This window comes from Leifsonia sp. LS1 (assembly GCF_020521355.1).
Classification (GTDB): Bacteria; Actinomycetota; Actinomycetes; order Actinomycetales; family Microbacteriaceae; genus Leifsonia.
Map to the genome: position 1 here is coordinate 315,665 of NZ_BPER01000003.1, position 20,147 is coordinate 335,811.

Sequence of the window (20,147 nt, forward strand, 5' to 3'; positions counted from 1 at the left end):
AATGGCTACCTCGATTGACGTCCTCGACCTCAAGGGCAAGAAGGCCGGCTCCATCGAGCTCCCCGAGGCCCTGTTCGACGTCCAGACCAACATCCCGCTGATCCACCAGGTGGTCACCGCCCAGCTCGCCGCCGCGCGTCAGGGCACCCACAAGGTCAAGGGTCGTGGCGAGGTCTCCGGCGCCGGCCGCAAGCCGTTCAAGCAGAAGGGGACCGGCCGCGCTCGTCAGGGCTCGATCCGCGCCCCTCAGATGACCGGTGGTGGCATCGTCCACGGACCGACCCCGCGCGACTACTCGCAGCGCACCCCGAAGAAGATGATCGCCGCTGCTCTGCTCGGTGCTCTCTCGGACCGCGCCCGCGGCAGCCGCCTCCACGCCGTCCAGGCGCTCACGGCCGGCGAGGCCCCCTCGACCAAGGCCGTCGTCGAGCTGCTCGACGGCATCGCGACCTCGAAGCACGTCCTCGTCGTGCTCGAGCGCGATGACGCCAACGGCTTCAAGAGCGTCCGCAACGTGCGCAACGTGCACGTGCTGACCTACGACCAGCTGAACGCCTACGACGTGCTGGTGAGCGACGACATCGTCTTCACCCAGGCCGCGCTCGAGGGCTTCATCGCCGCGAAGACGGCGCCGAAGAAGGAAGAGGTGAACGCGTAATGGCCGCCCTGAACAAGGACCCGCGCGACGTCATCATCGCCCCGGTCGTCTCTGAGAAGAGCTACGGCCTGATCGACGAGGGCAAGTACACCTTCCTCGTCGACCCGCGTTCGAACAAGACCGAGATCAAGCTCGCCATCGAGTCGATCTTCAAGGTCGAGGTCGCGTCGATCAACACCCTGAACCGCCAGGGCAAGACCCGTCGCACCCGCTTCGGCATCGGCAAGCGCAAGGACACCAAGCGCGCGATCGTCACGCTGAAGTCCGGTTCCATCGACATCTTCACGGCCGTCGGCTGAGCGAAGGACTAGAGGAAGACAGACATGGCTATTCGCAATTACAAGCCCACGACCCCCGGTCGTCGCGGCTCCTCGGTCGCCGACTTCGCCGAGATCACCCGCTCGACCCCGGAGAAGTCGCTTCTCCGTCCGCTGTCGAAGACCGGTGGCCGCAACAACCAGGGCCGCATCACGACCCGTCACATCGGTGGTGGCCACAAGCGCCAGTACCGCGTCATCGACTTCCGTCGCAATGACAAGGACGGCGTGAACGCCAAGGTCGCGCACATCGAGTACGACCCCAACCGCACCGCTCGCATCGCGCTGCTCCACTTCGTGGACGGCACCAAGCGCTACATCCTGGCGCCGCAGGGCCTCAAGCAGGGCGACATCGTCGAGTCGGGCGCCGGCTCGGACATCAAGCCGGGCAACAACATGCCCCTTCGCAACATCCCCACCGGTACGGTCATCCACGCGATCGAGCTCAAGCCGGGCGGCGGCGCGAAGATGGCACGTTCGGCGGGCGCCTCGGTGCGTCTCGTCGCGAAGGACGGCCCCTACGCCCAGCTGCGTCTCCCCTCGGGCGAGGTCCGCAACGTCGATGCGCGCTGCCGCGCGACCATCGGCGAGGTCGGCAACGCCGAGCAGTCGAACATCAACTGGGGCAAGGCCGGCCGCATGCGCTGGAAGGGCGTCCGCCCGACCGTCCGCGGTGTCGCGATGAACCCGATCGACCACCCGCACGGTGGTGGTGAGGGCAAGACCTCCGGTGGTCGCCACCCGGTCAGCCCGTGGGGCCAGAAGGAAGGCCGCACGCGTCACCCCAACAAGGAGAGCGACAAGCTCATCGTTCGCCGCCGCAACGCCGGCAAGAAGCGCAAGTAGGAGTTCGAGAAGATGCCACGCAGTCTCAAGAAGGGCCCCTTCGTCGACGAGCACCTGTTTCGCAAGGTGGTCGCCGCGAACGAGGCCAACAGCAAGAACGTGATCAAGACCTGGTCGCGCCGCTCGATGATCGTCCCGGCCATGCTGGGTCACACCATCGCGGTGCACGACGGTCGCAAGCACATCCCGGTGTTCGTCACCGAGACCATGGTCGGTCACAAGCTCGGCGAGTTTGCGCCGACGCGTACCTTCCGCGGCCACGTGAAGGACGACAAGAAGGGTCGCCGCCGCTAACGCGGAGGCGAAAAGGAGGAGAGAAATGGTGGAGTCGATCGCACGCGTGCGACACATCCGCGTCACCCCCATGAAGGCCCGCCGCGTCGTCAACCTGATCCGCGGCAAGCAGGCTCAGGAGGCCCTGGCCATCCTGAAGTTCGCGCCGCAGAGCGCGAGCGAGCCGGTGTACAAGCTGGTCGCGTCGGCCATCGCCAACGCGCGCGTCAAGGCGGACCAGTCCAACACCTACCTGGACGAGCAGGACCTCTACGTGAGCCGCGCCTTCGTGGACGAGGGCACCACCCTCAAGCGGTTCCAGCCGCGCGCACAGGGTCGGGCCTTCCGCATCAACAAGCGCACCAGCCACATCACGATCGTCCTCGCGACGCCGGATGAGGTCGAGGACGCCAAGCCCGCTACCAAGGCAAACGCCGTGAAGAAGGGGAGCAACTAATGGGCCAGAAAGTAAACCCCTACGGCTTCCGTCTCGGGATCACCACCGACCACGTGTCGCGCTGGTTCTCGGACAGCACGAAGAAGGGTCAGCGCTACAGCGACTACCTCGCCGAGGACGTCAAGATCCGCACGCTGCTCAAGACGTCGCTCGACCGCGCGGGCGTGTCCCGCATCGAGATCGAGCGCACCCGTGACCGCGTCCGCGTGGACATCCACACGGCCCGTCCGGGCATCGTGATCGGTCGTCGTGGCGCCGAGGCCGAGCGCATCCGCGCCGACCTCGAGAAGCTCTCGGGCAAGCAGATCCAGCTGAACATCCTCGAGGTCAAGAACCCCGAGGCCGACGCTCAGCTCGTCGCCCAGGGCATCGCCGAGCAGCTCGCCGCACGTGTGGCGTTCCGCCGCGCGATGCGCAAGGGCCTGCAGGGTGCCCAGCGCGCCGGCGCCAAGGGTGTCCGCATCCAGGTGTCCGGCCGTCTCGGCGGCGCCGAGATGAGCCGCTCGGAGTTCTACCGCGAAGGCCGGGTGCCGCTCCACACGCTCCGCGCCAACATCGACTACGGCTTCTACGAGGCCAAGACCACCTTCGGTCGCATCGGTGTCAAGGTGTGGATCTACAAGGGCGACATCACGAACAAGGAACTGGCTCGCGAGCAGGCGAACGCCAAGCCGTCGCGCGAGCGCAACGACCGCCCGCGTCGCGGTGGCCGGGGCAACGCCCCCGCCGCGGAGACCGCGCCGGCCGCAGCAGGAGTTGAGGCATAACCATGTTGATCCCACGCAGAGTCAAGCACCGCAAGCAGCACCACCCCGGCCGTAGCGGCCAGGCGACCGGCGGCACGAAGGTCTCCTTCGGCGAGTTCGGCATCCAGGCCCTGACGCCCGCTTATGTGACCAACCGTCAGATCGAGTCCGCTCGTATCGCCATGACGCGTCACATCAAGCGTGGCGGCAAGGTGTGGATCAACATCTACCCCGACCGTCCGCTCACGAAGAAGCCGGCCGAGACCCGAATGGGTTCCGGTAAGGGTTCGCCCGAGTGGTGGGTCGCCAACGTCAAGCCGGGTCGCGTCCTCTTCGAGGTCTCGGGCGTCTCCGAGGACCTCGCCCGCGAGGCCATGACCCGTGCAATCCACAAGCTGCCCCTCAAGGCACGCATCATCAAGCGCGAGGAGGGCGACGCGTAATGGCGATCGGTTCCAAGGAGCTCGCCCCGAGCGAGCTCGACACTTTCGAAGACGACCGTCTGGTCGACGAGCTGAAGAAGGCCAAGGAGGAGCTGTTCAACCTGCGCTTCCAGTCGGCCACCGGCCAGCTCGAGAGCCACGGCCGCCTGCGCGCCGTGAAGCGCGACATCGCTCGCATCTACACGGTCATCCGCGAGCGCGAGCTCGGCATCCGCGCCACCCCGGCTCCCGCCGAGGTCGCTGACGCGAAGGCCGCCAAGAAGAGCAGCAAGGCGAAGAAGGAGGCCGCCGTGGCCGCCGAGGTCGCCGAGAACGAGACTGAGGAGGCCAAGTAATGGCTGAGACCACCAAGGCCGCGGCCGCGGAGTCGGCGGCCGACGAGGCCCTCGTCCGCGGGTACCGCAAGGCCCGCCGCGGCTACGTCGTCAGCGACAAGATGGACAAGACCATCGTCGTCGAGGTCGAGGACCGCGTGAAGCACCCCCTGTACGGCAAGGTCATCCGCCGCACCTCCAAGGTGAAGGCGCACGATGAGAACAACACCGCCGGCATCGGCGACCTCGTCCTCATCAACGAGACCCGCCCCCTGAGCGCCAGCAAGCGGTGGCGCCTGGTTGAGATTCTGGAGAAGGCCAAGTGATTCAGCAGGAATCGCGACTCAAGGTCGCCGACAACACCGGTGCGAAGGAGCTCCTGACCATCCGTGTGCTCGGCGGTTCGAGCCGTCGCTACGCCGGCCTCGGCGACGTCATCGTCGCCACGGTCAAGGACGCGATCCCCGGCGGCAACGTCAAGAAGGGCGACGTCGTCAAGGCGGTCGTCGTCCGCGTGCGGAAGAACACCCGCCGCCAGGACGGCTCGTACATCAAGTTCGACGAGAACGCCGCCGTCATCCTGAAGAACGACGGTGACCCCCGTGGCACCCGCATCTTCGGGCCGGTCGGCCGTGAGCTCCGCGACAAGAAGTTCATGAAGATCATCTCGCTCGCTCCGGAGGTGCTGTAAGCCATGGCGAACATCAAGAAGGGCGACCTCGTCGAGGTCATCACGGGCCGCTCGCAGGCCCGTGGTGGTGACCGCGGCAAGCAGGGTCGTGTCATCGAGGTCCTGGTCGAGAAGAACCGCGTGATCGTCGAGGGCGTCAACTTCGTCACCAAGCACGTCCGCGTCGGCCAGACGCAGCGTGGCACGAAGACCGGCGGCATCGAGACCCACGAGGCCTCGATCCACGTCTCCAACGTGGCCCTGGTCGACCCCGAGACCAAGAAGCCGACCCGCGTCGGCTTCCGCACCGAGACCGTTACGAAGGACGGCGTCACCAAGACGGTCCGCGTTCGTTACGCCAAGAAGTCTGGTAAGGACCTGTAATGACTGACACTGCAGTGGAGTCTGGCAAAATCCAGCCCCGCCTCAAGCAGAAGTACAAGACCGAGATCGCCAAGCAGCTCCAGGGCGACTTCGGCTTCACCAACGTGCACCAGGTGCCCGGTCTGGTGAAGATCGTCGTCAACATGGGTGTCGGCGAGGCGGCCCGCGACGGCAAGGTCATCGATGGCGCGGTCGCAGACCTCACGCTCATCACCGGCCAGAAGCCGCAGGTCACCAAGGCCCGCAAGTCCATCGCGCAGTTCAAGCTGCGCGAGGGCCAGCCGATCGGCGCGCACGTCACGCTGCGCGGCGACCGCATGTGGGAGTTCCTCGACCGCCTGCTCTCCCTCGCCCTGCCCCGTATCCGCGACTTCCGCGGTCTGTCGGACAAGCAGTTCGACGGGAACGGCAACTACACGTTCGGTCTCACGGAGCAGTCGATGTTCCACGAGATCAACCAGGACCGGATCGACCGCGTCCGCGGTATGGACATCACGGTCGTGACCACCGCCAGGAACGACGAGGAGGGTCGCGCGCTCCTGAAGCAGCTCGGCTTCCCCTTCCGTTCGGCTGAGACGGCCAACTAAAGCTAGTAGGCTTCTCTCTTTGTGGGCCGGCCGTCCCGGCCGGCCCACTTCCACCACAGGTCGTCAGTCGTGTAACGGCTGAACGAAACCTGGTGTACGAAGGAAAACCGCAATGACAATGACAGATCCGGTCGCAGACATGCTGACCAGACTGCGCAACGCGAACTCGGCGCACCACGACACCGTGTCGATGCCGCACTCGAAGCTCAAGGCCCACATCGCCGAGATCCTCACCACCGAGGGCTACATCTCGGGCTGGGACGTCGCCGACGCCCGCGTCGGCAAGACGCTGACCCTGCAGCTCAAGTTCGGTCCGAACCGCGAGCGTTCCATCGCCGGTATCAAGCGCGTCTCGAAGCCCGGCCTTCGCGTCTACGCGAAGTCCACGGAGCTCCCCAAGGTGCTCGGCGGGCTCGGCGTCGCCATCCTGTCCACCTCCTCCGGCCTTCTGACGGACCGTGAGGCTGAGAAGAAGGGCGTGGGTGGGGAAGTCCTCGCCTACGTGTGGTAACCCGCCATGTCGCGTATTGGAAGACTGCCCATCGACGTCCCCGCGGGCGTTGATGTGAAGATCGACGGCCAGGCCGTCACCGTCAAGGGCCCGAAGGGCGAGCTCAGCCTCACCGTCGCCAGCCCGATCGAGGTCAAGCTCGAGGAGGGCCAGGTCCTGGTCACCCGTCCGGACGACGAGCGCGCTTCGCGTTCGCTCCACGGCCTGACCCGCACCCTGATCAACAACAACATCATCGGCGTCACCGAGGGCTACTCCAAGGGCCTCGAGATCGTCGGCACCGGATACCGCGTCGCGCAGAAGGGTGCGGCCGTCGAGTTCGCGCTCGGCTTCTCGCACCCGGTGACGGTCGAGCCGCCTGCGGGCATCACGTTCACGGTCGAGGGCAACAACAAGCTGACCGTCAGCGGCATCTCCAAGCAGGCCGTCGGCGAGGTCGCCGCCAACATCCGCAAGATCCGCAAGCCCGAGCCGTACAAGGGCAAGGGTGTGCGCTACGCCGGCGAGGTCGTCCGTCGCAAGGCCGGAAAGGCTGGTAAGTAATCATGGCTCTGGGTACCAGAGGAAAGAGCAAGGCGGCCGCCCGCGATCGCCGTCACTCGCGTCTTCGCAAGAAGATCGCGGGTACCGCGTCCCGGCCCCGCCTGGTCGTGACCCGTTCCGCTCGCCACGTCTTCGTCCAGGTCGTCGACGACGCGCAGGGTCACACCCTCGCGTCCGCGTCGACCATGGAGGCGGACCTGCGCGGCTTCGACGGTGACAAGACCGCCAAGGCCCGCAAGGTCGGCGAGCTCGTCGCCGAGCGCGCGAAGAGCGCCGGTGTCGAGGCCGTCGTGTTCGACCGCGGTGGCAGCAAGTACGCCGGTCGCGTCGCGGCTGTCGCCGAGGGAGCTCGAGAGGGTGGATTGAACCTGTGAGCGACGAAAACAACAAGGAGCAGACCGTGGCAGAGCAGGCCGTGGAGACCGCGCAGCCGGTCGAGACCGCAGCCTCGACCAAGAACTCGAACGAGCGTGAGCCTCGTCGAGGTGGCCGGGAGCGCAACCCCAACCGCGACCGCGGCAGCCGGGACGCCGACAAGAGCCAGTTCCTCGAGCGCGTCGTGACCATCAACCGCGTGTCGAAGGTCGTCAAGGGCGGTCGTCGCTTCAGCTTCACCGCGCTCGTCGTCGTCGGCGACGGCAACGGGCTGGTGGGCGTCGGCTACGGCAAGGCCCGCGAGGTCCCCCTCGCGATCTCGAAGGGTGTCGAGGAGGCGAAGAAGAACTTCTTCCGCGTCCCGCGCGTCGGCAGCACCATCCCGCACCCCGTGCAGGGTGAGGCGGCCGCCGGTGTGGTCCTCCTCCGTCCGGCCGCCGCCGGTACCGGTGTCATCGCCGGTGGTCCGGTGCGCGCCGTCCTGGAGTGCGCCGGCATCCACGACGTCCTCAGCAAGTCGCTCGGCTCGTCGAACACGATCAACATCGTCCACGCGACGGTGGAGGCGCTCAAGCAGCTCGAAGAGCCGCGTGCCGTCGCCGCCCGTCGCGGCCTGGACTACGACCGTGTCGCGCCCGAGAAGCTGCTGCAGATCGAGGCCCGTGCGGCTGAGGCCGCCGCTACCGCGAAGGCAGGTGCCTGATGGCTGCGCGTCTGAAGATCACGCAGATCAAGTCGAAAGTGAGCGAGAAGCAGTACCAGCGCGACACGCTGCGCAGTCTGGGACTGAAGCGTATCGGCGACGTGACCGTCCGCGAGGACACCCCGCAGAACCGCGGGTACGTCAAGACCGTCGCTCACCTGGTGAAGGTCGAGGAGATTGACTAATGGCTGACGACAAGCCGAAGAACGAGGCTGCCGAGAAGCCGGCCGCCAAGAAGCCCGCCACCAAGGCGGCAAGCACCAAGGCCGCCGAGAAGCCGGCTGCCGAGAAGAAGGCGAGCACCGCGAAGAAGGCTCCGGCGAAGGCCGCTGCCGACAAGGCCGCCGCCTCGACGAGCGACGACACCGTCGCCGCCAAGCCGGCCGCGAAGAAGGCCGCTCCCAAGAAGGACGTCGCGGAGCCCCGCGAGCAGGTCCTGAAGGTGCACCACCTCCGCCCGGCCGCGGGTGCCAAGAAGGACAAGACCCGCGTCGGACGCGGTGAGGGTTCCAAGGGTAAGACCGCCGGCCGCGGTACCAAGGGTACGAAGGCCCGCTACCAGGTCCGTCCCGGGTTCCAGGGCGGCCAGCTTCCGTTCCACATGCGGACGCCGAAGCTGCGCGGTTTCAAGAACCCGTTCCGCGTCGAGTACCAGGTCGTGAACCTGGAGAAGCTCGCCGAGCTGTACCCGTCGGGTGGTGACGTCACGGTCGCCGACCTCGTCGCCAAGGGTGCGGTGCGCAAGAACGAGAAGGTCAAGGTTCTCGGTAACGGGGACATTGCGGTTAAGCTGAACGTTGCGGTCGACAAGGTCTCCGGCTCTGCTGAGCAGAAGATCGTCGCCGCTGGTGGCTCCATCAAGTAACCACCCGTAAAGCAGCGCAGTCGGGTGGCCGGAGGACCGGCCACCCGACTGACTCTTACAGGAAGCAGGACGCACTTTGTTTAGCGCCGTCGCGCGGATCTTCCGCACCCCGGACCTCCGCCGGAAGATCGCCTTCACCCTGGGCATCATCGCCCTGTTCCGGCTGGGGTCGTTCATCCCCGCGCCGTTCGTCGACTTCGGCAACGTGCAGACCTGTCTGAACGCGAACCAGGACACGTCGGGTCTCTACTCGCTCGTGAACCTGTTCTCCGGCGGTGCACTCCTCCAGCTGTCGATCTTCGCGCTCGGCATCATGCCGTACATCACGGCGTCGATCATCGTGCAGCTCCTGCGCGTGGTCATCCCACGATTCGAGACCCTCTACAAGGAGGGTCAGGCCGGTCAGGCCAAGCTGACGCAGTACACGCGTTACCTCACCATCGCCCTGGGCGTCCTCCAGTCGACGACCCTCATCACCGTCGCCCGCTCCGGCGCGCTGTTCGGCACCACCGCCGTCTCGCAGTGCACGCAGCTCATCACGGACGACTCGTGGTACGCGATCATGCTCATGGTCGTCACCATGACCGCCGGCACCGGCCTCATCATGTGGATGGGCGAGCTCGTGACCGAGCGCGGCATCGGCAACGGCATGTCCCTCCTCATCTTCACCTCGATCGCCGCGCAGTTCCCGAACTCGCTCTGGGCCATCGCCCAGTCGCAGGGCATCGAGATCCTCATCGTCGTCATCGCGATCGGACTCCTGATCGTGGCGGCCGTCGTCTTCGTCGAGCAGTCGCAGCGGCGCATCCCCGTGCAGTACGCGAAGCGGATGGTCGGCAGGCGCACCTACGGCGGCAACAACACCTACATCCCGATCAAGGTGAACATGGCCGGTGTGGTGCCCGTGATCTTCGCCTCGTCGCTGCTGTACCTCCCCGCCCTGATCGCGCAGTTCAACCAGCCGGCCGCCGGCAAGGCTCCGGCGCCGTGGGTGACCTGGATCACCAACTACCTCACCAAGGGCGACCACCCGCTCTACATGCTCCTGTACTTCCTCCTGATCGTCGGTTTCACGTACTTCTACGTGGCCATCACGTTCAATCCGGAGGAGGTCGCGGACAACATGAAGAAGTACGGCGGCTTCATCCCCGGTATCCGCGCCGGGCGCCCGACCGCCGAGTACCTCGACTACGTCCTGACCCGCGTCACGCTGCCCGGCTCGATCTACCTCGGCCTCATCGCCCTGATTCCGCTGGCGGCGTTCGCCCTGATCGGAGCGAGTCAGAACTTCATGTTCGGCGGCACGTCCATCCTGATCATCGTCGGTGTCGGACTCGAGACGGTCAAGCAGATCGACTCGCAGCTCCAGCAGCGACACTACGAAGGGCTTCTGCGTTGACCCGTCTACTGATCGTCGGACCTCCCGGAGCGGGGAAGGGCACTCAGGCCTCCCGCATCACGACCGCTTACGGGATCCCCGACATCTCGACGGGCGACATCTTCCGCGCCAACATCAAGAACGAGACGCCGCTCGGCCTTCAGGTCAAGGCGATCGTCGACGCGGGCGACTATGTTCCGGACAGCCTCACCAACCAGCTGGTCACCGACCGCCTGGGGGAGGACGACGCGGCGAACGGGTTCCTGCTGGACGGCTACCCCCGCACGCTGGCCCAGGTCGACTACCTCGACGAGATGCTGGCGGCACAGGGGCAGAAGCTCGACGCCGTGATCCAGCTCGTCGCCGATCAGGACGAGATCGTCGCACGGCTGACCAAGCGCGCACTCGAGCAGGGCCGGGCCGACGACTCCGAGGACGCGATCCGGCACCGCCAGGAGGTCTACCTGCGCGAGACCTCGCCGCTCGTCGACGTCTACCGCACGCGCGGTCTTCTGGTGGAGGTCGACGGCCTCGGCGAGATCGACGAGGTCGCGGCCCGCGTCCGGTCGGCGCTCGCCGAGCGGGGCATCGAGCCGATCTCCGAGACGGTGGCGTAGCCGCTCCGATGGTCTTCAAGCGGTCGATCTACAAGTCGCCCGCCCAGCTCCGCCTCATGGTGGCGCCGGGCCGGGCGACATCGGCGTCTCTGGATGCGGTCGCCGCGGCGGTGGCCGCGGGAATGACGACGCTCGAGCTCGATGCGATCGCGGAGCACGCGATCGAGGAGGCCGGCGGCCGGCCGAACTTCAAGCTGGAGCAGGGCTACCACCACACCATCTGCGCGTCGGTCAACGACGAGGTCGTGCACGGGATCCCCGGCGCCCGTGTGCTGCAGCCCGGCGACATCGTGTCGGTCGACAGCGGTGCGATCCTCGACGGCTGGAACGGCGACGCCGCGCGCACGTTCGTGCTGCCCGATCCGGCCCGCCCGGAGCTCGTCGCCGAACGGCAGAAGCTGTCGGACGTGACCGAGCAGTCGTTGTGGCACGGAATCGCGCGGCTGGCGAGCGCCCGCCACCTCAACGAGGTCGGCGAGGCGATCGAGGACCACATCCTGTCGCAGGGCGAGTACGGCATCCTGACCGACTACATCGGCCACGGCATCGGGCGCCGCATGCACGAGGATCCGCCGGTGTTCAACTACCGTGTGCGTGCGAAGGGTCCGGAGGTCAAGCCCGGTCTCGTCGTCGCGATCGAGCCGATGGTGGTTCTCGGCGACCAGGACACCTACGTGAAGGACGACGGCTGGACGGTCGCCACGGAGGACGGGCTGGCCGCCGCGCACTGGGAGCACAGTGTGGCCGTCCACGCGGGCGGGATCTGGGTGCTGACGGCCGCCGACGGCGGTGCCGAGGGCCTCGCGCCGTTCGGGATCACGCCGACTCCCCTCGCGTGAGAGACCGCCGCTGCGCCTCCGTCGCCGCGTTCGCTGTGAGCGGGGCGGGATCATAGACCCTCGGTTGGCGAAATGCGCGCTGATCCCATAAGATTGATCCTTGGTGTCTTGGGCACGTTTTCCGCATGCCCGACATCAGTCAACGCACGACCAGCAAACCACTACTATTAGCGACAGTGAGGCTATGGCCAAAAAAGACGGTGTCATCGAGATCGAAGGATCTGTGATCGAGGCGCTCCCCAACGCGATGTTCCGCGTGGAGCTCACCAACGGTCACAAGGTTCTTGCCCACATCTCCGGCAAGATGCGTCAGCACTACATCCGCATCCTCCCCGAGGACCGCGTGATCGTGGAGCTGAGCCCCTACGATCTGACCCGCGGCCGGATCGTCTACCGCTACAAGTAAAGGTCTGCTGTAAGTAACGGCCTCACCACCGGGTAGCCCCTGGTGAGGTACGAGGACAGCGAACAAAGGTAAAGAAACAGTATGAAGGTCAAGCCTTCCGTCAAGAAGATCTGCGACAAGTGCAAGGTCATCCGTCGCAACGGACGGGTCATGGTCATCTGCGAGAACCCGCGTCACAAGCAGCGCCAGGGCTGATGAACGCGAGCTGCTCGCAGCTCTCATAACCGAATATCGAGAACACAGGCGATCCCAGATCCCGCGTCCGTCCGACGGGCGCGGGGGACACCCTCGGAGGAGGCCGGGGCACCGGGATCGCTGCAGACCTCCACTCATCACAGGAGAAGCCAACACATGGCACGTCTAGCAGGCGTCGACATCCCGCGCGAGAAGCGCGTCGAGGTCGCACTCACCTACATCTACGGCGTCGGGCGCACGCGTGCGCTCAAGACGCTCGCCGAGACCGAGATCTCGGGCGACATCCGCGTCAAGGACCTGACCGACGAGCAGCTCGTCGCGCTCCGCGACTACATCGAGGGCAACTTCAAGGTCGAGGGTGACCTCCGCCGCGAGGTCGCGGCCGACATCCGACGCAAGGTCGAGATCGGCAGCTACGAGGGCATCCGCCACCGCAAGGGCCTTCCGGTCCGCGGCCAGCGCACCAAGACCAACGCTCGCACCCGCAAGGGTCCGAAGCGCACCGTGGCCGGCAAGAAGAAGGCGCGCTAAGGCCCGCGGCCCCAGCTCTAGGATTCAGGAGAAGAAATGGCAGCACCCAAGTCGGCCGCTCGCAAGCCGCGCAAGAAGGAAAAGAAGAACATCGCTGTGGGCCAGGCCCACATCAAGAGCACGTTCAACAACACGATCGTCTCGATCACCGACACCACCGGTGCGGTCATCAGCTGGGCCTCGTCCGGCGGCGTCGGGTTCAAGGGCTCCCGCAAGTCGACCCCGTTCGCCGCGCAGCTGGCCGCCGAGTCGGCCGCGCGTCAGGCGCAGGAGCATGGCATGAAGAAGGTCGACGTCTTCGTCAAGGGCCCGGGTTCGGGTCGCGAGACCGCGATCCGCTCGCTCCAGGCCGCCGGCCTCGAGGTGGGCTCGATCAACGACGTCACCCCGCAGGCGCACAACGGCTGCCGCCCGCCGAAGCGTCGCCGCGTCTAGTTCTCTTCACGTCGCCCGTCAGGCGGCGGTCCACCCGGGCCGCCGCCTGTCGGCGTGACGAACATCACCTCACTCAACGCAAGTGTCATATAGCGGACACTTAGCCGAAAGGAATCAACAGTGCTCATTGCACAGCGTCCTACGCTCACCGAAGAGAACATCTCCGAGTTCCGTTCCCGGTTCGTCATCGAGCCGCTGGAGCCCGGCTTCGGCTACACCCTCGGCAACTCGCTCCGTCGCACCCTGCTCTCCTCCATCCCCGGTGCCGCTGTCACCAGCATCCGCATCGACGGCGTGCTGCACGAGTTCAGCACCGTCCCGGGTGTGAAGGAAGACGTCACCGAGATCATCCTGAACATCAAGGGTCTCGTGGTGTCGAGCGAGCACGACGAGCCGATCACGGCCTACCTGCGCAAGACCGGCGCCGGCCAGGTCACCGCGGCCGACATCTCGGCTCCGGCCGGCGTGGAGATCCACAACCCCGAGCTGGTCATCGCGACCCTCAACGACAAGGCGAAGTTCGAGGTCGAACTCACCATCGAGCGCGGCCGCGGCTACGTGTCGGCCCAGCAGAACCGCAACGAGTACAGCGAGGCGGGCCAGATCCCGATCGACTCGATCTACTCGCCGGTGCTCAAGGTCACCTACCGCGTCGAGGCCACCCGTGCCGGTGAGCGCACCGACTTCGACCGTCTGGTCGTCGACGTCGAGACCAAGCCGGCGATCAGCCCACGCGACGCGATCGCGTCCGCCGGTCGCACGCTGGTCGAGCTGTTCGGTCTGGCGCGCGAGCTCAACAGCGCCGCCGAGGGCATCGAGATCGGCCCCGCGCCGGTCGACCAGGTCCTCAGCTCCGAGCTCTCGATGCCGATCGAGGACCTCGACCTGTCGGTCCGCTCGTACAACTGCCTCAAGCGCGAGGGCATCAACACCGTGAGCGAGCTCGTCTCGCTGTCGGAGACGCAGCTCATGAACATCCGCAACTTCGGCCAGAAGTCGGTGGATGAGGTCAAGGACAAGCTGACGGAGATGGGCCTGTCGCTGAAGGACTCGGTCCCCGGGTTCGACGGCGCCCACTTCTACAGCGGGTACGAAGAGGACGAGTCCACCATCTGAGGCCTCGTCTCACCGACAAGCCTTTCGACTTTTTCACAACTGGAGATAACCGATCATGCCTAAGCCCACCAAGGGCCCCCGCCTCGGAGGCGGTCCCGCGCACGAGCGTCTGCTGCTCGCCAACCTGGCTGCCGCGCTGTTCACGCACAAGAGCATCAAGACCACCGAGACCAAGGCCAAGCGCCTGCGTCCCTACGCCGAGCGTCTCATCACGTTCGCGAAGCGCGGCGACCTGCACGCGCGCCGTCGCGTGCTCGCTGTGATCGGCGACAAGTCCGTGGTCCACGAGCTCTTCACGGAGATCGCGCCGCTGGTCGCCGAGCGTGAGGGCGGCTACACCCGCATCACCAAGCTCGGCTACCGCAAGGGTGACAACGCGCCGATGGCGCAGATCGAGCTCGTCCTCGAGCCCGTCACCCCGAAGGCGAAGCCGGCCAAGGCCGCCAAGTCCGCCGCTCCGAAGGCCGCTCCGGTCGAGGAGGCCCCGGCCGAGGACGCCGCCACCGAGGAGACCGCTGTCGCCGAGGCCGAGGTCGTCGAGGAGGCGACCGGCGACGCCGAGGTCAGCGCCGAGGAGACCACCGCCGAGGCGGAGGCCGAGAAGGCGTAAGTCTCTCGCATCCTGTACGGAAGACCCCGCACCCCTCTGGGAGGCGGGGTCTTCCGCTTTGTAGGCTGGCAGGATGCACCAGAACGACGAGATCCTGCTTCCGCTGAGAGAGCGGCTGACCGCTCCGCCCGACTACTCTCCGCGTCATCCACTCGTCGCGCGCTGGCGACCGGCGTCCGTCGACGACATCGACGCGGTGTGGGAGATCGCGAAGGCGACCGACGCCGTGGAACACCCGAACTACATCGCCACGCGCGAGGAAGTGGCGGAGGAGCTCGGGTACAGCTTCGTCGACCTCGAGCGTGACAGCCTGCTCGCCGAGACGGCGGACGGACGCGTGATCGCAGCGGTGCTCGTGGTCGAGCCTCCGCGCAAGGAGACGCTCGTCCGTGAGTTTCTCAGAGGCGGTGTGCATCCCGACTTCGCCGGACGCGGGATCGGCCGGGAGCTGCTCGCCTGGCAGCTCGCGCGGGCGGAGCAGAAGCTGGCCGCGTCGGACGAACAGCTGCCCGGCTGGATCGTGGGCTATGCGGACGAGCGTGCGCCGCGGCGCGAACGGCTTCTGCGCGCGGGCGGACTCGAGCCCGTTCGCTACTTCCTCGCCCTCGAGCGCGACCTCTCGGAGCCGATTCCGGCGGTGATTCCCTCCGGCGAGGTGCGGATCGTCCCCTTCGCTCCCGAGCTCTCGGAGGCCGCCCACCGCGCGCGCGACGAAGCCTTCGGTGACCATTGGGGCAGCCAGCCGATGAGCGACGAGCAATGGAAGGCGTTCATCGGCGGCAGTTTCCGCGCCGATCTGTCGTTCGTGGCGCTCGCTGCGGGCACGGACGGCGACGAGGTGGCCGGCGTCGTGCTGAGCCAGGTCAATGAGGAGGACTGGACCGCGCAGGGCTTCACGGGCGCGTACGTCGCTGCGCTCGGAACGACGAGGGCGCACCGCGGACGCCGGATCGCTCCGGCACTGCTGTCCGCGACGCTCCAGGCGTGCGCCGACCGCGGCTGGGAGAGGGTCACGCTCGACGTGGACGCCGAGAACCCCACGGGCGCTCTCGGCCTCTACACGCGTCTCGGTTTCGCGACCACGACACGCGAGACCGGTCTGGTGCGGGTGTACTGACCCGCGGTCGTCACTGCGGCCGGGGGCCGGCCTTGTCCCACGGGTTCGCCGGGCGGATGGTCGATCGCTCGGCGAGCGTGTGGAGGGCGTCGCCGAGCGCCTGCCCGTAGAGCAGGCCGCCGCGATGTCCCGGGTGGATCTGGTCGTCGGCCAGCAGATCGAGGTGCCCCGTGATCGTGCCCTTCCAGTCCGCGATGACGACCCGTCCCGGATGCGCGGCCGCGAAGGCGTCGAGTGCGGCGTTGACTCCGTCCGTCCACGAGCGGGGCGCCTGCACGTTGACCAGCACGAGCGAGCGCGTGGTTCCGATCGCGTCGAGCACGCCCTCCAGCGTGCCGCCGGAGATCGGGCCGTTCGTCCCGAGCCCGATCACGACGACCTTCCGCAGAGTGCCCGCAGACGCGGCGGCGGCGACCACCTCCGGAGCCTTGCTCATCTGGCGCGAGACCACGGCGTCGACGGCGATACCCGGGTAGGTCTCCTGCAGTGCCGGGGCGGAGGCGAGCATGACCGAGTCCCCGAAGGCGGAGATGTCGGGTCCCTGCGCGATCGGGTGCGGGTCCGGCGGCACCCGGAGGGTCGGGGCGGAGGGAACGGGCGTTGCAGCTCCCGCGCTCGGTGAGCCGTTCAACGACGCGGCGCCGTCCTCGATCATCCGCTGGGCGTCCGTCGCCGCCGGGGCGACGACCATCGCGGCCACCGTTCCGGCGACGAGGAGCCCGGCCACGGCCAGGCCGGCGAACCCCGCCGTCGTCCCCGCGCGGGACGCGCGCATCCGCGCCCGGGCGCGACGGAGCGCGCCCGTCAGGCCATGCCGGCGGATGGGCTGCTCCAGGTACCGGTACGACAGGAGGGCTGCAGCGGCGGAGACGGCGAGGGAGCCGGTGCCGACGAGCAGCGCAGCGACGGGCTCGTGCTCGTCGGGCACGAAGGCGCACGCGAGCACGAAAACGGGCCAGTGCCAGAGGTAGAGACCATACGAACGGGCCCCGACGAATCGCAGCGGGGCGAGGTCGAGTGTGTGACCGAGGGAGGAGCGGGGGACGATCGCCGCCCAGAGCGCGATCGCGCTGAGGAGGCTGACGATGGGCAGCCCTCCGCGGTACGTGAACGCCGCGTCGGAGGTCATCGCGTAGGCGCACACGACCAGACCGAGCACCGAGAGCGCGCCGAGCGGCGGCAGCCAGCGACGGGCGAACGCCTGCAGGGCGGTCTCTCCCGCGTCGAGGTCGACCGGCCGCATCCGCGCGACCAGGAGCGCCAGGGCGGCACCGAGGGCGAGCCCGAAGCTGTGGGTGTCCGAGCCGAAGTAGACGCGGGTCGGGTCGTCTCCGGGCGTATAGAGCACCCCCATCCACACGGCGGACGCGACCGCGGCGGCGAGGATGAGCGAGAGCCGCGCCCACCACGGCCGCAGGAGCGCCAGTGCGAGCAGGACGAGCGGCCACACCAGATAGAACTGCTCCTCGACGGCGAGGGACCAGAGATTGCGGAACAGCTCCGGCGCCCCCTGGGCGAAGTAGCTGGCGTCCGCCGCGATCGACAGCCAGTTGGCGCTGAACGTGAGGGCGCCGAGGATCTGCCGGGGGAGCCCCACCAGCACGTCGCCGCCGATCGCAAGTGCGACGGCGGAGCAGACGACGACCAGAAGGGCGATCGCCGGCAGGAGGCGGCGCGCCCGCCGGATCCAGAACCGCCGCAGGTCGATCCGGCCTGTCGCGCTCCGCTCCCGCATGAGCAGGCTCGTGATGAGGAAGCCGCTGATGACGAAGAACACGTCGACGCCGATGAATCCGCCCGGCAGCACGCCGGGGAAGAGGTGGTACACGAGCACGACGGCGACCGCGAAGGCGCGCAGTCCGTCCAGTCCCGCGTACCGGATCGGTCCGGCGGCGCGCCCGGACGCGGCCGGCGACGGCCGCCGGTCGGTCACGACGGGATGGACGGTCAGGAGGGGCACGGCACTCTCGGGGCGGTCGGCGGGCGGGGCGGATGCTGCCGTGCCGCTGCGGCACGGAAGCGCCCACGATAGCAATCGCCGCTGACAGCCGGCTCACGCCGGAAGGCGTGCCGCCGACTCCGCGCGCTCCCTAGAATCAAGGGATGACCGAACTGGCGACGCGCTTCCGGCTCGACATCGCCTATCAGGGCACGGACTTCAACGGGTGGGGCAGGCAACCGGGGCTCCGCACCGTCCAGGGGGTGCTGGAGGAGGCGCTCGCGACCATCTTCCGGCGTGCGGGGGAGGCCCCCACCCTGACGGTCGCGGGCCGCACGGATGCGGGGGTGCACGCCCTCGGGCAGGTCGCTCACGTCGATCTCGCGCCCGAGCAGGTCGCCGTCCTGCGCAAGCCGCACGGCAAGCGGCCGCCGCTCCCGGCGCACGAGGCACTCGCGCGGAGGATCAACGGCATCCTCGGGCCGGTCCCGGACGTGGTCGTCCGCGCGGCGAGCGAGGCCCCCGCCGGATTCGACGCCCGCTTCTCGGCGGTGTGGCGACGGTACGAGTACCGCGTCGCCGACCGCGCGGCCGTGCGTGACCCGCTGCAGCGGCATCGCATCGCCTGGGTGTCGTCCGAGCTGGACGCGACCCGGATGGACACGGCGGCGCACGGGCTCCTGGGGCTCCACGACTTCGCCAGCTACTGCAAGGCGCGTGAGGGCGCGACGACGATCCGCACGCTCCAGGCGTTCTCCTGGCGCCGCGACGCGGACGGCGTGCTCGTGGGCGAGGTCGTCGCAGACGCGTTCTGTCACAGCATGGTGCGCGCCCTCGTCGGCGCCTGCGTCGAGGTCGGCGAGGGCAAGCTCGAACCCGCAGACCTCGTCGCGCTGCGCGATGAGCACCTGCGCACCAGCGCGTTCAAGGTCATGCCCGCGCGCGGTCTCACCTTGCTGGAGGTCGGCTACCCGAACCCGGCGGAGCTGGCGCTCCGGGCGGAGCAGACACGGGCGCTCCGCTCCCTCTGAGGCGCTGGGGTCGCCGGACGGCGATCTGTCCGGCCGTCCGCGGGGCGCATCGGTTTGACCGCCTCCGGGCGTGTCGCGTAGTATTGACCCTTGGTGTCCGCGCCTCCTGCGGTGCGGCACGCGAACGTGAGCCCTCCACCGGCACGGTTCCCGTCTCGTCGAGACGAGAACCCCCACGGAGTGGGATTCACGAACTCCTCCGTTCGATACAGAAAGCAGCCACTACTGTGACGCGCACTTACTCCCCGAAGGCAGACGAGATCCAGCGCGACTGGGTCGTCATCGACGCGACCGACGTCGTGCTCGGCCGTCTCGCCAGCCACACCGCCGCCCTCCTCCGCGGCAAGCACAAGGCGACGTTCGTCCCTCACCTGGACTCGGGCGACTTCGTCATCATCATCAACGCGGACAAGGTCGCGCTGACCGGCCAGAAGGCCGAGCAGAAGAAGGCTTACCGCCACTCGGGCTACCCGGGCGGCCTCAAGGCCACCACCTACTCCGAGCTCCTGGAGAAGAACCCGATCCGCGCCGTCGAGAAGGCCGTCCGCGGCATGCTCCCGAAGAACTCCATCGGTCGCGCCCAGCTCCGCAAGCTGAAGGTCTACACCGGAAGCGAGCACCCGCACGCCGCCCAGCAGCCGAAGCCGTACACGCTCGGCCAGGTCGCCCAGTAGGCGATCCCAGACCTTCACGACTGACAGAGACAAAGGATTATCACCACCGTGGCGAAGATCGCAGACAGCATCGACTCGGCCCAGGCCGAGAACGTCCAGGCCGAGAACGTCGAGTCCTACTCGACCGAGACCCCGGCCACCGAGGCCCCGGCCGCTCCGCGCGCCGTCCTCTCCGTTTCCGGCGGCGCCGTCGGCCGCCGCAAGGAGGCCATCGCGCGCGCGCGCCTGGTCCCCGGCTCCGGCACCATCACGGTCAACGGCCGTGAGTTCGCCGACTACTTCCCGAACAAGCTGCACCAGCAGCTCATCAACGACCCGTTCAAGGTCCTCGACCTGCTCGGCTCGTACGATGTCGTCGCCCGCATCACCGGCGGCGGCCCCTCGGGCCAGGCCGGCGCGCTGCGTCTGGCCATCGCGCGTGCGCTCAACGAGATCGACCGCGACAACAACCGTCCGACCCTGAAGAAGGCCGGCTTCCTCACCCGTGACGCGCGCGTCACCGAGCGCAAGAAGGCCGGTCTCAAGAAGGCCCGCAAGGCGTCGCAGTTCTCCAAGCGCTAAGCGACA

32 protein-coding genes are annotated in these 20,147 nt (G+C 67.7%); 31 read left to right on the forward strand and 1 reads right to left on the reverse strand.

Translation table 11 applies throughout. From position 1 onward, the window contains the following. The first annotated feature begins 1 nt into the window (after position 1). From rplD to LLS1_RS07825, 28 genes are all read left to right on the forward strand, one after another. Positions 2 to 658, forward strand: a complete 657-nt coding sequence (rplD, locus tag LLS1_RS07690) for a 50S ribosomal protein L4 (protein WP_226654503.1) — start codon at positions 2 to 4, stop codon at positions 656 to 658. After that, a complete protein-coding gene (gene rplW, locus LLS1_RS07695; protein ID WP_223357874.1) occupies positions 658 to 957 on the forward strand; it encodes a 50S ribosomal protein L23 in 300 nt (99 codons plus the stop codon). The genes rplD and rplW overlap by 1 nt, the downstream gene beginning before the upstream one ends. Before the next feature lie 24 nt (positions 958 to 981). Then, complete coding sequence (gene rplB, locus LLS1_RS07700) at positions 982 to 1,821, forward strand: 50S ribosomal protein L2 (RefSeq protein WP_223357873.1); 840 nt, start codon at positions 982 to 984, stop codon at positions 1,819 to 1,821. 12 nt (positions 1,822 to 1,833) lie between these two features. Beyond that, complete coding sequence (gene rpsS, locus LLS1_RS07705) at positions 1,834 to 2,115, forward strand: 30S ribosomal protein S19 (RefSeq protein ID WP_018191964.1); 282 nt, start codon at positions 1,834 to 1,836, stop codon at positions 2,113 to 2,115. 25 nt (positions 2,116 to 2,140) lie between these two features. Then, positions 2,141 to 2,551 (forward strand): 50S ribosomal protein L22, encoded by a 411-nt coding sequence (gene rplV / locus LLS1_RS07710; RefSeq protein ID WP_223357872.1) that lies wholly within the window; start codon positions 2,141 to 2,143, stop codon positions 2,549 to 2,551. Further along, positions 2,551 to 3,318, forward strand: a complete 768-nt coding sequence (rpsC, locus tag LLS1_RS07715; protein WP_021759580.1) for a 30S ribosomal protein S3 — start codon at positions 2,551 to 2,553, stop codon at positions 3,316 to 3,318. Before rplV ends, rpsC begins: the two co-directional genes overlap by 1 nt. A 2-nt stretch (positions 3,319 to 3,320) precedes the next feature. Next, entirely contained in the window at positions 3,321 to 3,740 is a 420-nt protein-coding gene (rplP, locus tag LLS1_RS07720) for a 50S ribosomal protein L16 (protein ID WP_021755781.1), read from the forward strand. Beyond that, positions 3,740 to 4,075 carry a 50S ribosomal protein L29 gene (gene rpmC, locus LLS1_RS19525; RefSeq protein ID WP_308443799.1) on the forward strand — a complete coding sequence of 112 codons (336 nt, stop codon included), beginning with the start codon at positions 3,740 to 3,742 and terminating at the stop codon, positions 4,073 to 4,075. The genes rplP and rpmC overlap by 1 nt, the downstream gene beginning before the upstream one ends. After that, positions 4,075 to 4,380: a 30S ribosomal protein S17 gene (gene rpsQ, locus LLS1_RS07730; RefSeq protein WP_018191959.1), complete on the forward strand. Its 306-nt coding sequence runs from the start codon at positions 4,075 to 4,077 to the stop codon at positions 4,378 to 4,380. The genes rpmC and rpsQ overlap by 1 nt, the downstream gene beginning before the upstream one ends. Next, positions 4,377 to 4,745, forward strand: a complete 369-nt coding sequence (rplN, locus tag LLS1_RS07735) for a 50S ribosomal protein L14 (RefSeq protein ID WP_223357871.1) — start codon at positions 4,377 to 4,379, stop codon at positions 4,743 to 4,745. Before rpsQ ends, rplN begins: the two co-directional genes overlap by 4 nt. Positions 4,746 to 4,748: 3 nt before the next feature. Beyond that, the gene (gene rplX, locus LLS1_RS07740) at positions 4,749 to 5,108 is read left to right on the forward strand and encodes a 50S ribosomal protein L24 (RefSeq protein ID WP_021755778.1); all 360 of its coding nucleotides are present in this window, start codon (positions 4,749 to 4,751) and stop codon (positions 5,106 to 5,108) included. Beyond that, positions 5,108 to 5,695: a 50S ribosomal protein L5 gene (gene rplE, locus LLS1_RS07745; RefSeq protein ID WP_226654505.1), complete on the forward strand. Its 588-nt coding sequence runs from the start codon at positions 5,108 to 5,110 to the stop codon at positions 5,693 to 5,695. The genes rplX and rplE overlap by 1 nt, the downstream gene beginning before the upstream one ends. A gap of 112 nt (positions 5,696 to 5,807) precedes the next feature. Beyond that, positions 5,808 to 6,206: a 30S ribosomal protein S8 gene (gene rpsH / locus LLS1_RS07750; RefSeq protein ID WP_223357869.1), complete on the forward strand. Its 399-nt coding sequence runs from the start codon at positions 5,808 to 5,810 to the stop codon at positions 6,204 to 6,206. A 6-nt stretch (positions 6,207 to 6,212) separates the two neighbouring features. Next, positions 6,213 to 6,749, forward strand: coding sequence for a 50S ribosomal protein L6 (rplF, locus tag LLS1_RS07755; RefSeq protein WP_226654507.1), 537 nt, complete (start codon positions 6,213 to 6,215; stop codon positions 6,747 to 6,749). A gap of 2 nt (positions 6,750 to 6,751) precedes the next feature. Continuing rightward, entirely contained in the window at positions 6,752 to 7,123 is a 372-nt protein-coding gene (gene rplR / locus LLS1_RS07760; RefSeq protein ID WP_223357867.1) for a 50S ribosomal protein L18, read from the forward strand. Next, positions 7,120 to 7,827 carry a 30S ribosomal protein S5 gene (gene rpsE, locus LLS1_RS07765; protein ID WP_021759563.1) on the forward strand — a complete coding sequence of 236 codons (708 nt, stop codon included), beginning with the start codon at positions 7,120 to 7,122 and terminating at the stop codon, positions 7,825 to 7,827. The genes rplR and rpsE overlap by 4 nt, the downstream gene beginning before the upstream one ends. Next, positions 7,827 to 8,012: a 50S ribosomal protein L30 gene (rpmD, locus tag LLS1_RS07770; protein ID WP_025156611.1), complete on the forward strand. Its 186-nt coding sequence runs from the start codon at positions 7,827 to 7,829 to the stop codon at positions 8,010 to 8,012. The genes rpsE and rpmD overlap by 1 nt, the downstream gene beginning before the upstream one ends. Beyond that, positions 8,012 to 8,692 (forward strand): 50S ribosomal protein L15, encoded by a 681-nt coding sequence (gene rplO / locus LLS1_RS07775; RefSeq protein ID WP_226654508.1) that lies wholly within the window; start codon positions 8,012 to 8,014, stop codon positions 8,690 to 8,692. Before rpmD ends, rplO begins: the two co-directional genes overlap by 1 nt. 76 nt (positions 8,693 to 8,768) lie before the next feature. After that, positions 8,769 to 10,091 carry a preprotein translocase subunit SecY gene (gene secY / locus LLS1_RS07780; protein ID WP_223357865.1) on the forward strand — a complete coding sequence of 441 codons (1,323 nt, stop codon included), beginning with the start codon at positions 8,769 to 8,771 and terminating at the stop codon, positions 10,089 to 10,091. Further along, positions 10,088 to 10,687 (forward strand): adenylate kinase, encoded by a 600-nt coding sequence (locus LLS1_RS07785; protein ID WP_226654510.1) that lies wholly within the window; start codon positions 10,088 to 10,090, stop codon positions 10,685 to 10,687. Before secY ends, LLS1_RS07785 begins: the two co-directional genes overlap by 4 nt. An 8-nt stretch (positions 10,688 to 10,695) precedes the next feature. Then, positions 10,696 to 11,526 (forward strand): type I methionyl aminopeptidase, encoded by an 831-nt coding sequence (gene map, locus LLS1_RS07790; RefSeq protein ID WP_226654512.1) that lies wholly within the window; start codon positions 10,696 to 10,698, stop codon positions 11,524 to 11,526. A gap of 184 nt (positions 11,527 to 11,710) precedes the next feature. Continuing rightward, positions 11,711 to 11,932 (forward strand): translation initiation factor IF-1, encoded by a 222-nt coding sequence (gene infA / locus LLS1_RS07795; RefSeq protein ID WP_011186713.1) that lies wholly within the window; start codon positions 11,711 to 11,713, stop codon positions 11,930 to 11,932. An 81-nt stretch (positions 11,933 to 12,013) separates the two neighbouring features. Beyond that, a complete protein-coding gene (gene rpmJ / locus LLS1_RS07800) occupies positions 12,014 to 12,127 on the forward strand; it encodes a 50S ribosomal protein L36 (RefSeq protein WP_021759549.1) in 114 nt (37 codons plus the stop codon). A 156-nt stretch (positions 12,128 to 12,283) separates the two neighbouring features. Continuing rightward, entirely contained in the window at positions 12,284 to 12,658 is a 375-nt protein-coding gene (gene rpsM / locus LLS1_RS07805; RefSeq protein ID WP_025156616.1) for a 30S ribosomal protein S13, read from the forward strand. Between the two features lie 36 nt (positions 12,659 to 12,694). Continuing rightward, positions 12,695 to 13,093, forward strand: coding sequence for a 30S ribosomal protein S11 (gene rpsK, locus LLS1_RS07810; protein ID WP_018191944.1), 399 nt, complete (start codon positions 12,695 to 12,697; stop codon positions 13,091 to 13,093). 120 nt (positions 13,094 to 13,213) lie between these two features. Beyond that, on the forward strand, positions 13,214 to 14,209 hold the full coding sequence (locus LLS1_RS07815; RefSeq protein WP_021755754.1) for a DNA-directed RNA polymerase subunit alpha: 996 nt from the start codon (positions 13,214 to 13,216) through the stop codon (positions 14,207 to 14,209). 55 nt (positions 14,210 to 14,264) lie between these two features. Further along, the gene (gene rplQ, locus LLS1_RS07820) at positions 14,265 to 14,819 is read left to right on the forward strand and encodes a 50S ribosomal protein L17 (protein WP_226654514.1); all 555 of its coding nucleotides are present in this window, start codon (positions 14,265 to 14,267) and stop codon (positions 14,817 to 14,819) included. Between the two features lie 73 nt (positions 14,820 to 14,892). After that, positions 14,893 to 15,936 carry a GNAT family N-acetyltransferase gene (locus LLS1_RS07825; protein ID WP_226654516.1) on the forward strand — a complete coding sequence of 348 codons (1,044 nt, stop codon included), beginning with the start codon at positions 14,893 to 14,895 and terminating at the stop codon, positions 15,934 to 15,936. Positions 15,937 to 15,946: 10 nt separating this feature from the next. Here the strand turns inward: LLS1_RS07825 and LLS1_RS07830 are convergent, their stop codons facing one another. Continuing rightward, positions 15,947 to 17,896, reverse strand: coding sequence for an acyltransferase family protein (locus LLS1_RS07830; RefSeq protein ID WP_226654517.1), 1,950 nt, complete (start codon positions 17,894 to 17,896; stop codon positions 15,947 to 15,949). Positions 17,897 to 18,039: 143 nt separating this feature from the next. Here LLS1_RS07830 and truA point away from each other — a divergent pair, with 143 nt between their 5' ends. From truA to rpsI, 3 genes are all read left to right on the forward strand, one after another. Next, positions 18,040 to 18,906 (forward strand): tRNA pseudouridine(38-40) synthase TruA, encoded by an 867-nt coding sequence (gene truA, locus LLS1_RS07835; protein ID WP_226654519.1) that lies wholly within the window; start codon positions 18,040 to 18,042, stop codon positions 18,904 to 18,906. A 227-nt stretch (positions 18,907 to 19,133) separates the two neighbouring features. Beyond that, positions 19,134 to 19,580, forward strand: a complete 447-nt coding sequence (gene rplM, locus LLS1_RS07840; protein ID WP_223357858.1) for a 50S ribosomal protein L13 — start codon at positions 19,134 to 19,136, stop codon at positions 19,578 to 19,580. Between the two features lie 48 nt (positions 19,581 to 19,628). Continuing rightward, a complete protein-coding gene (gene rpsI, locus LLS1_RS07845; protein ID WP_374758250.1) occupies positions 19,629 to 20,141 on the forward strand; it encodes a 30S ribosomal protein S9 in 513 nt (170 codons plus the stop codon). Positions 20,142 to 20,147: the final 6 nt, after the last annotated feature.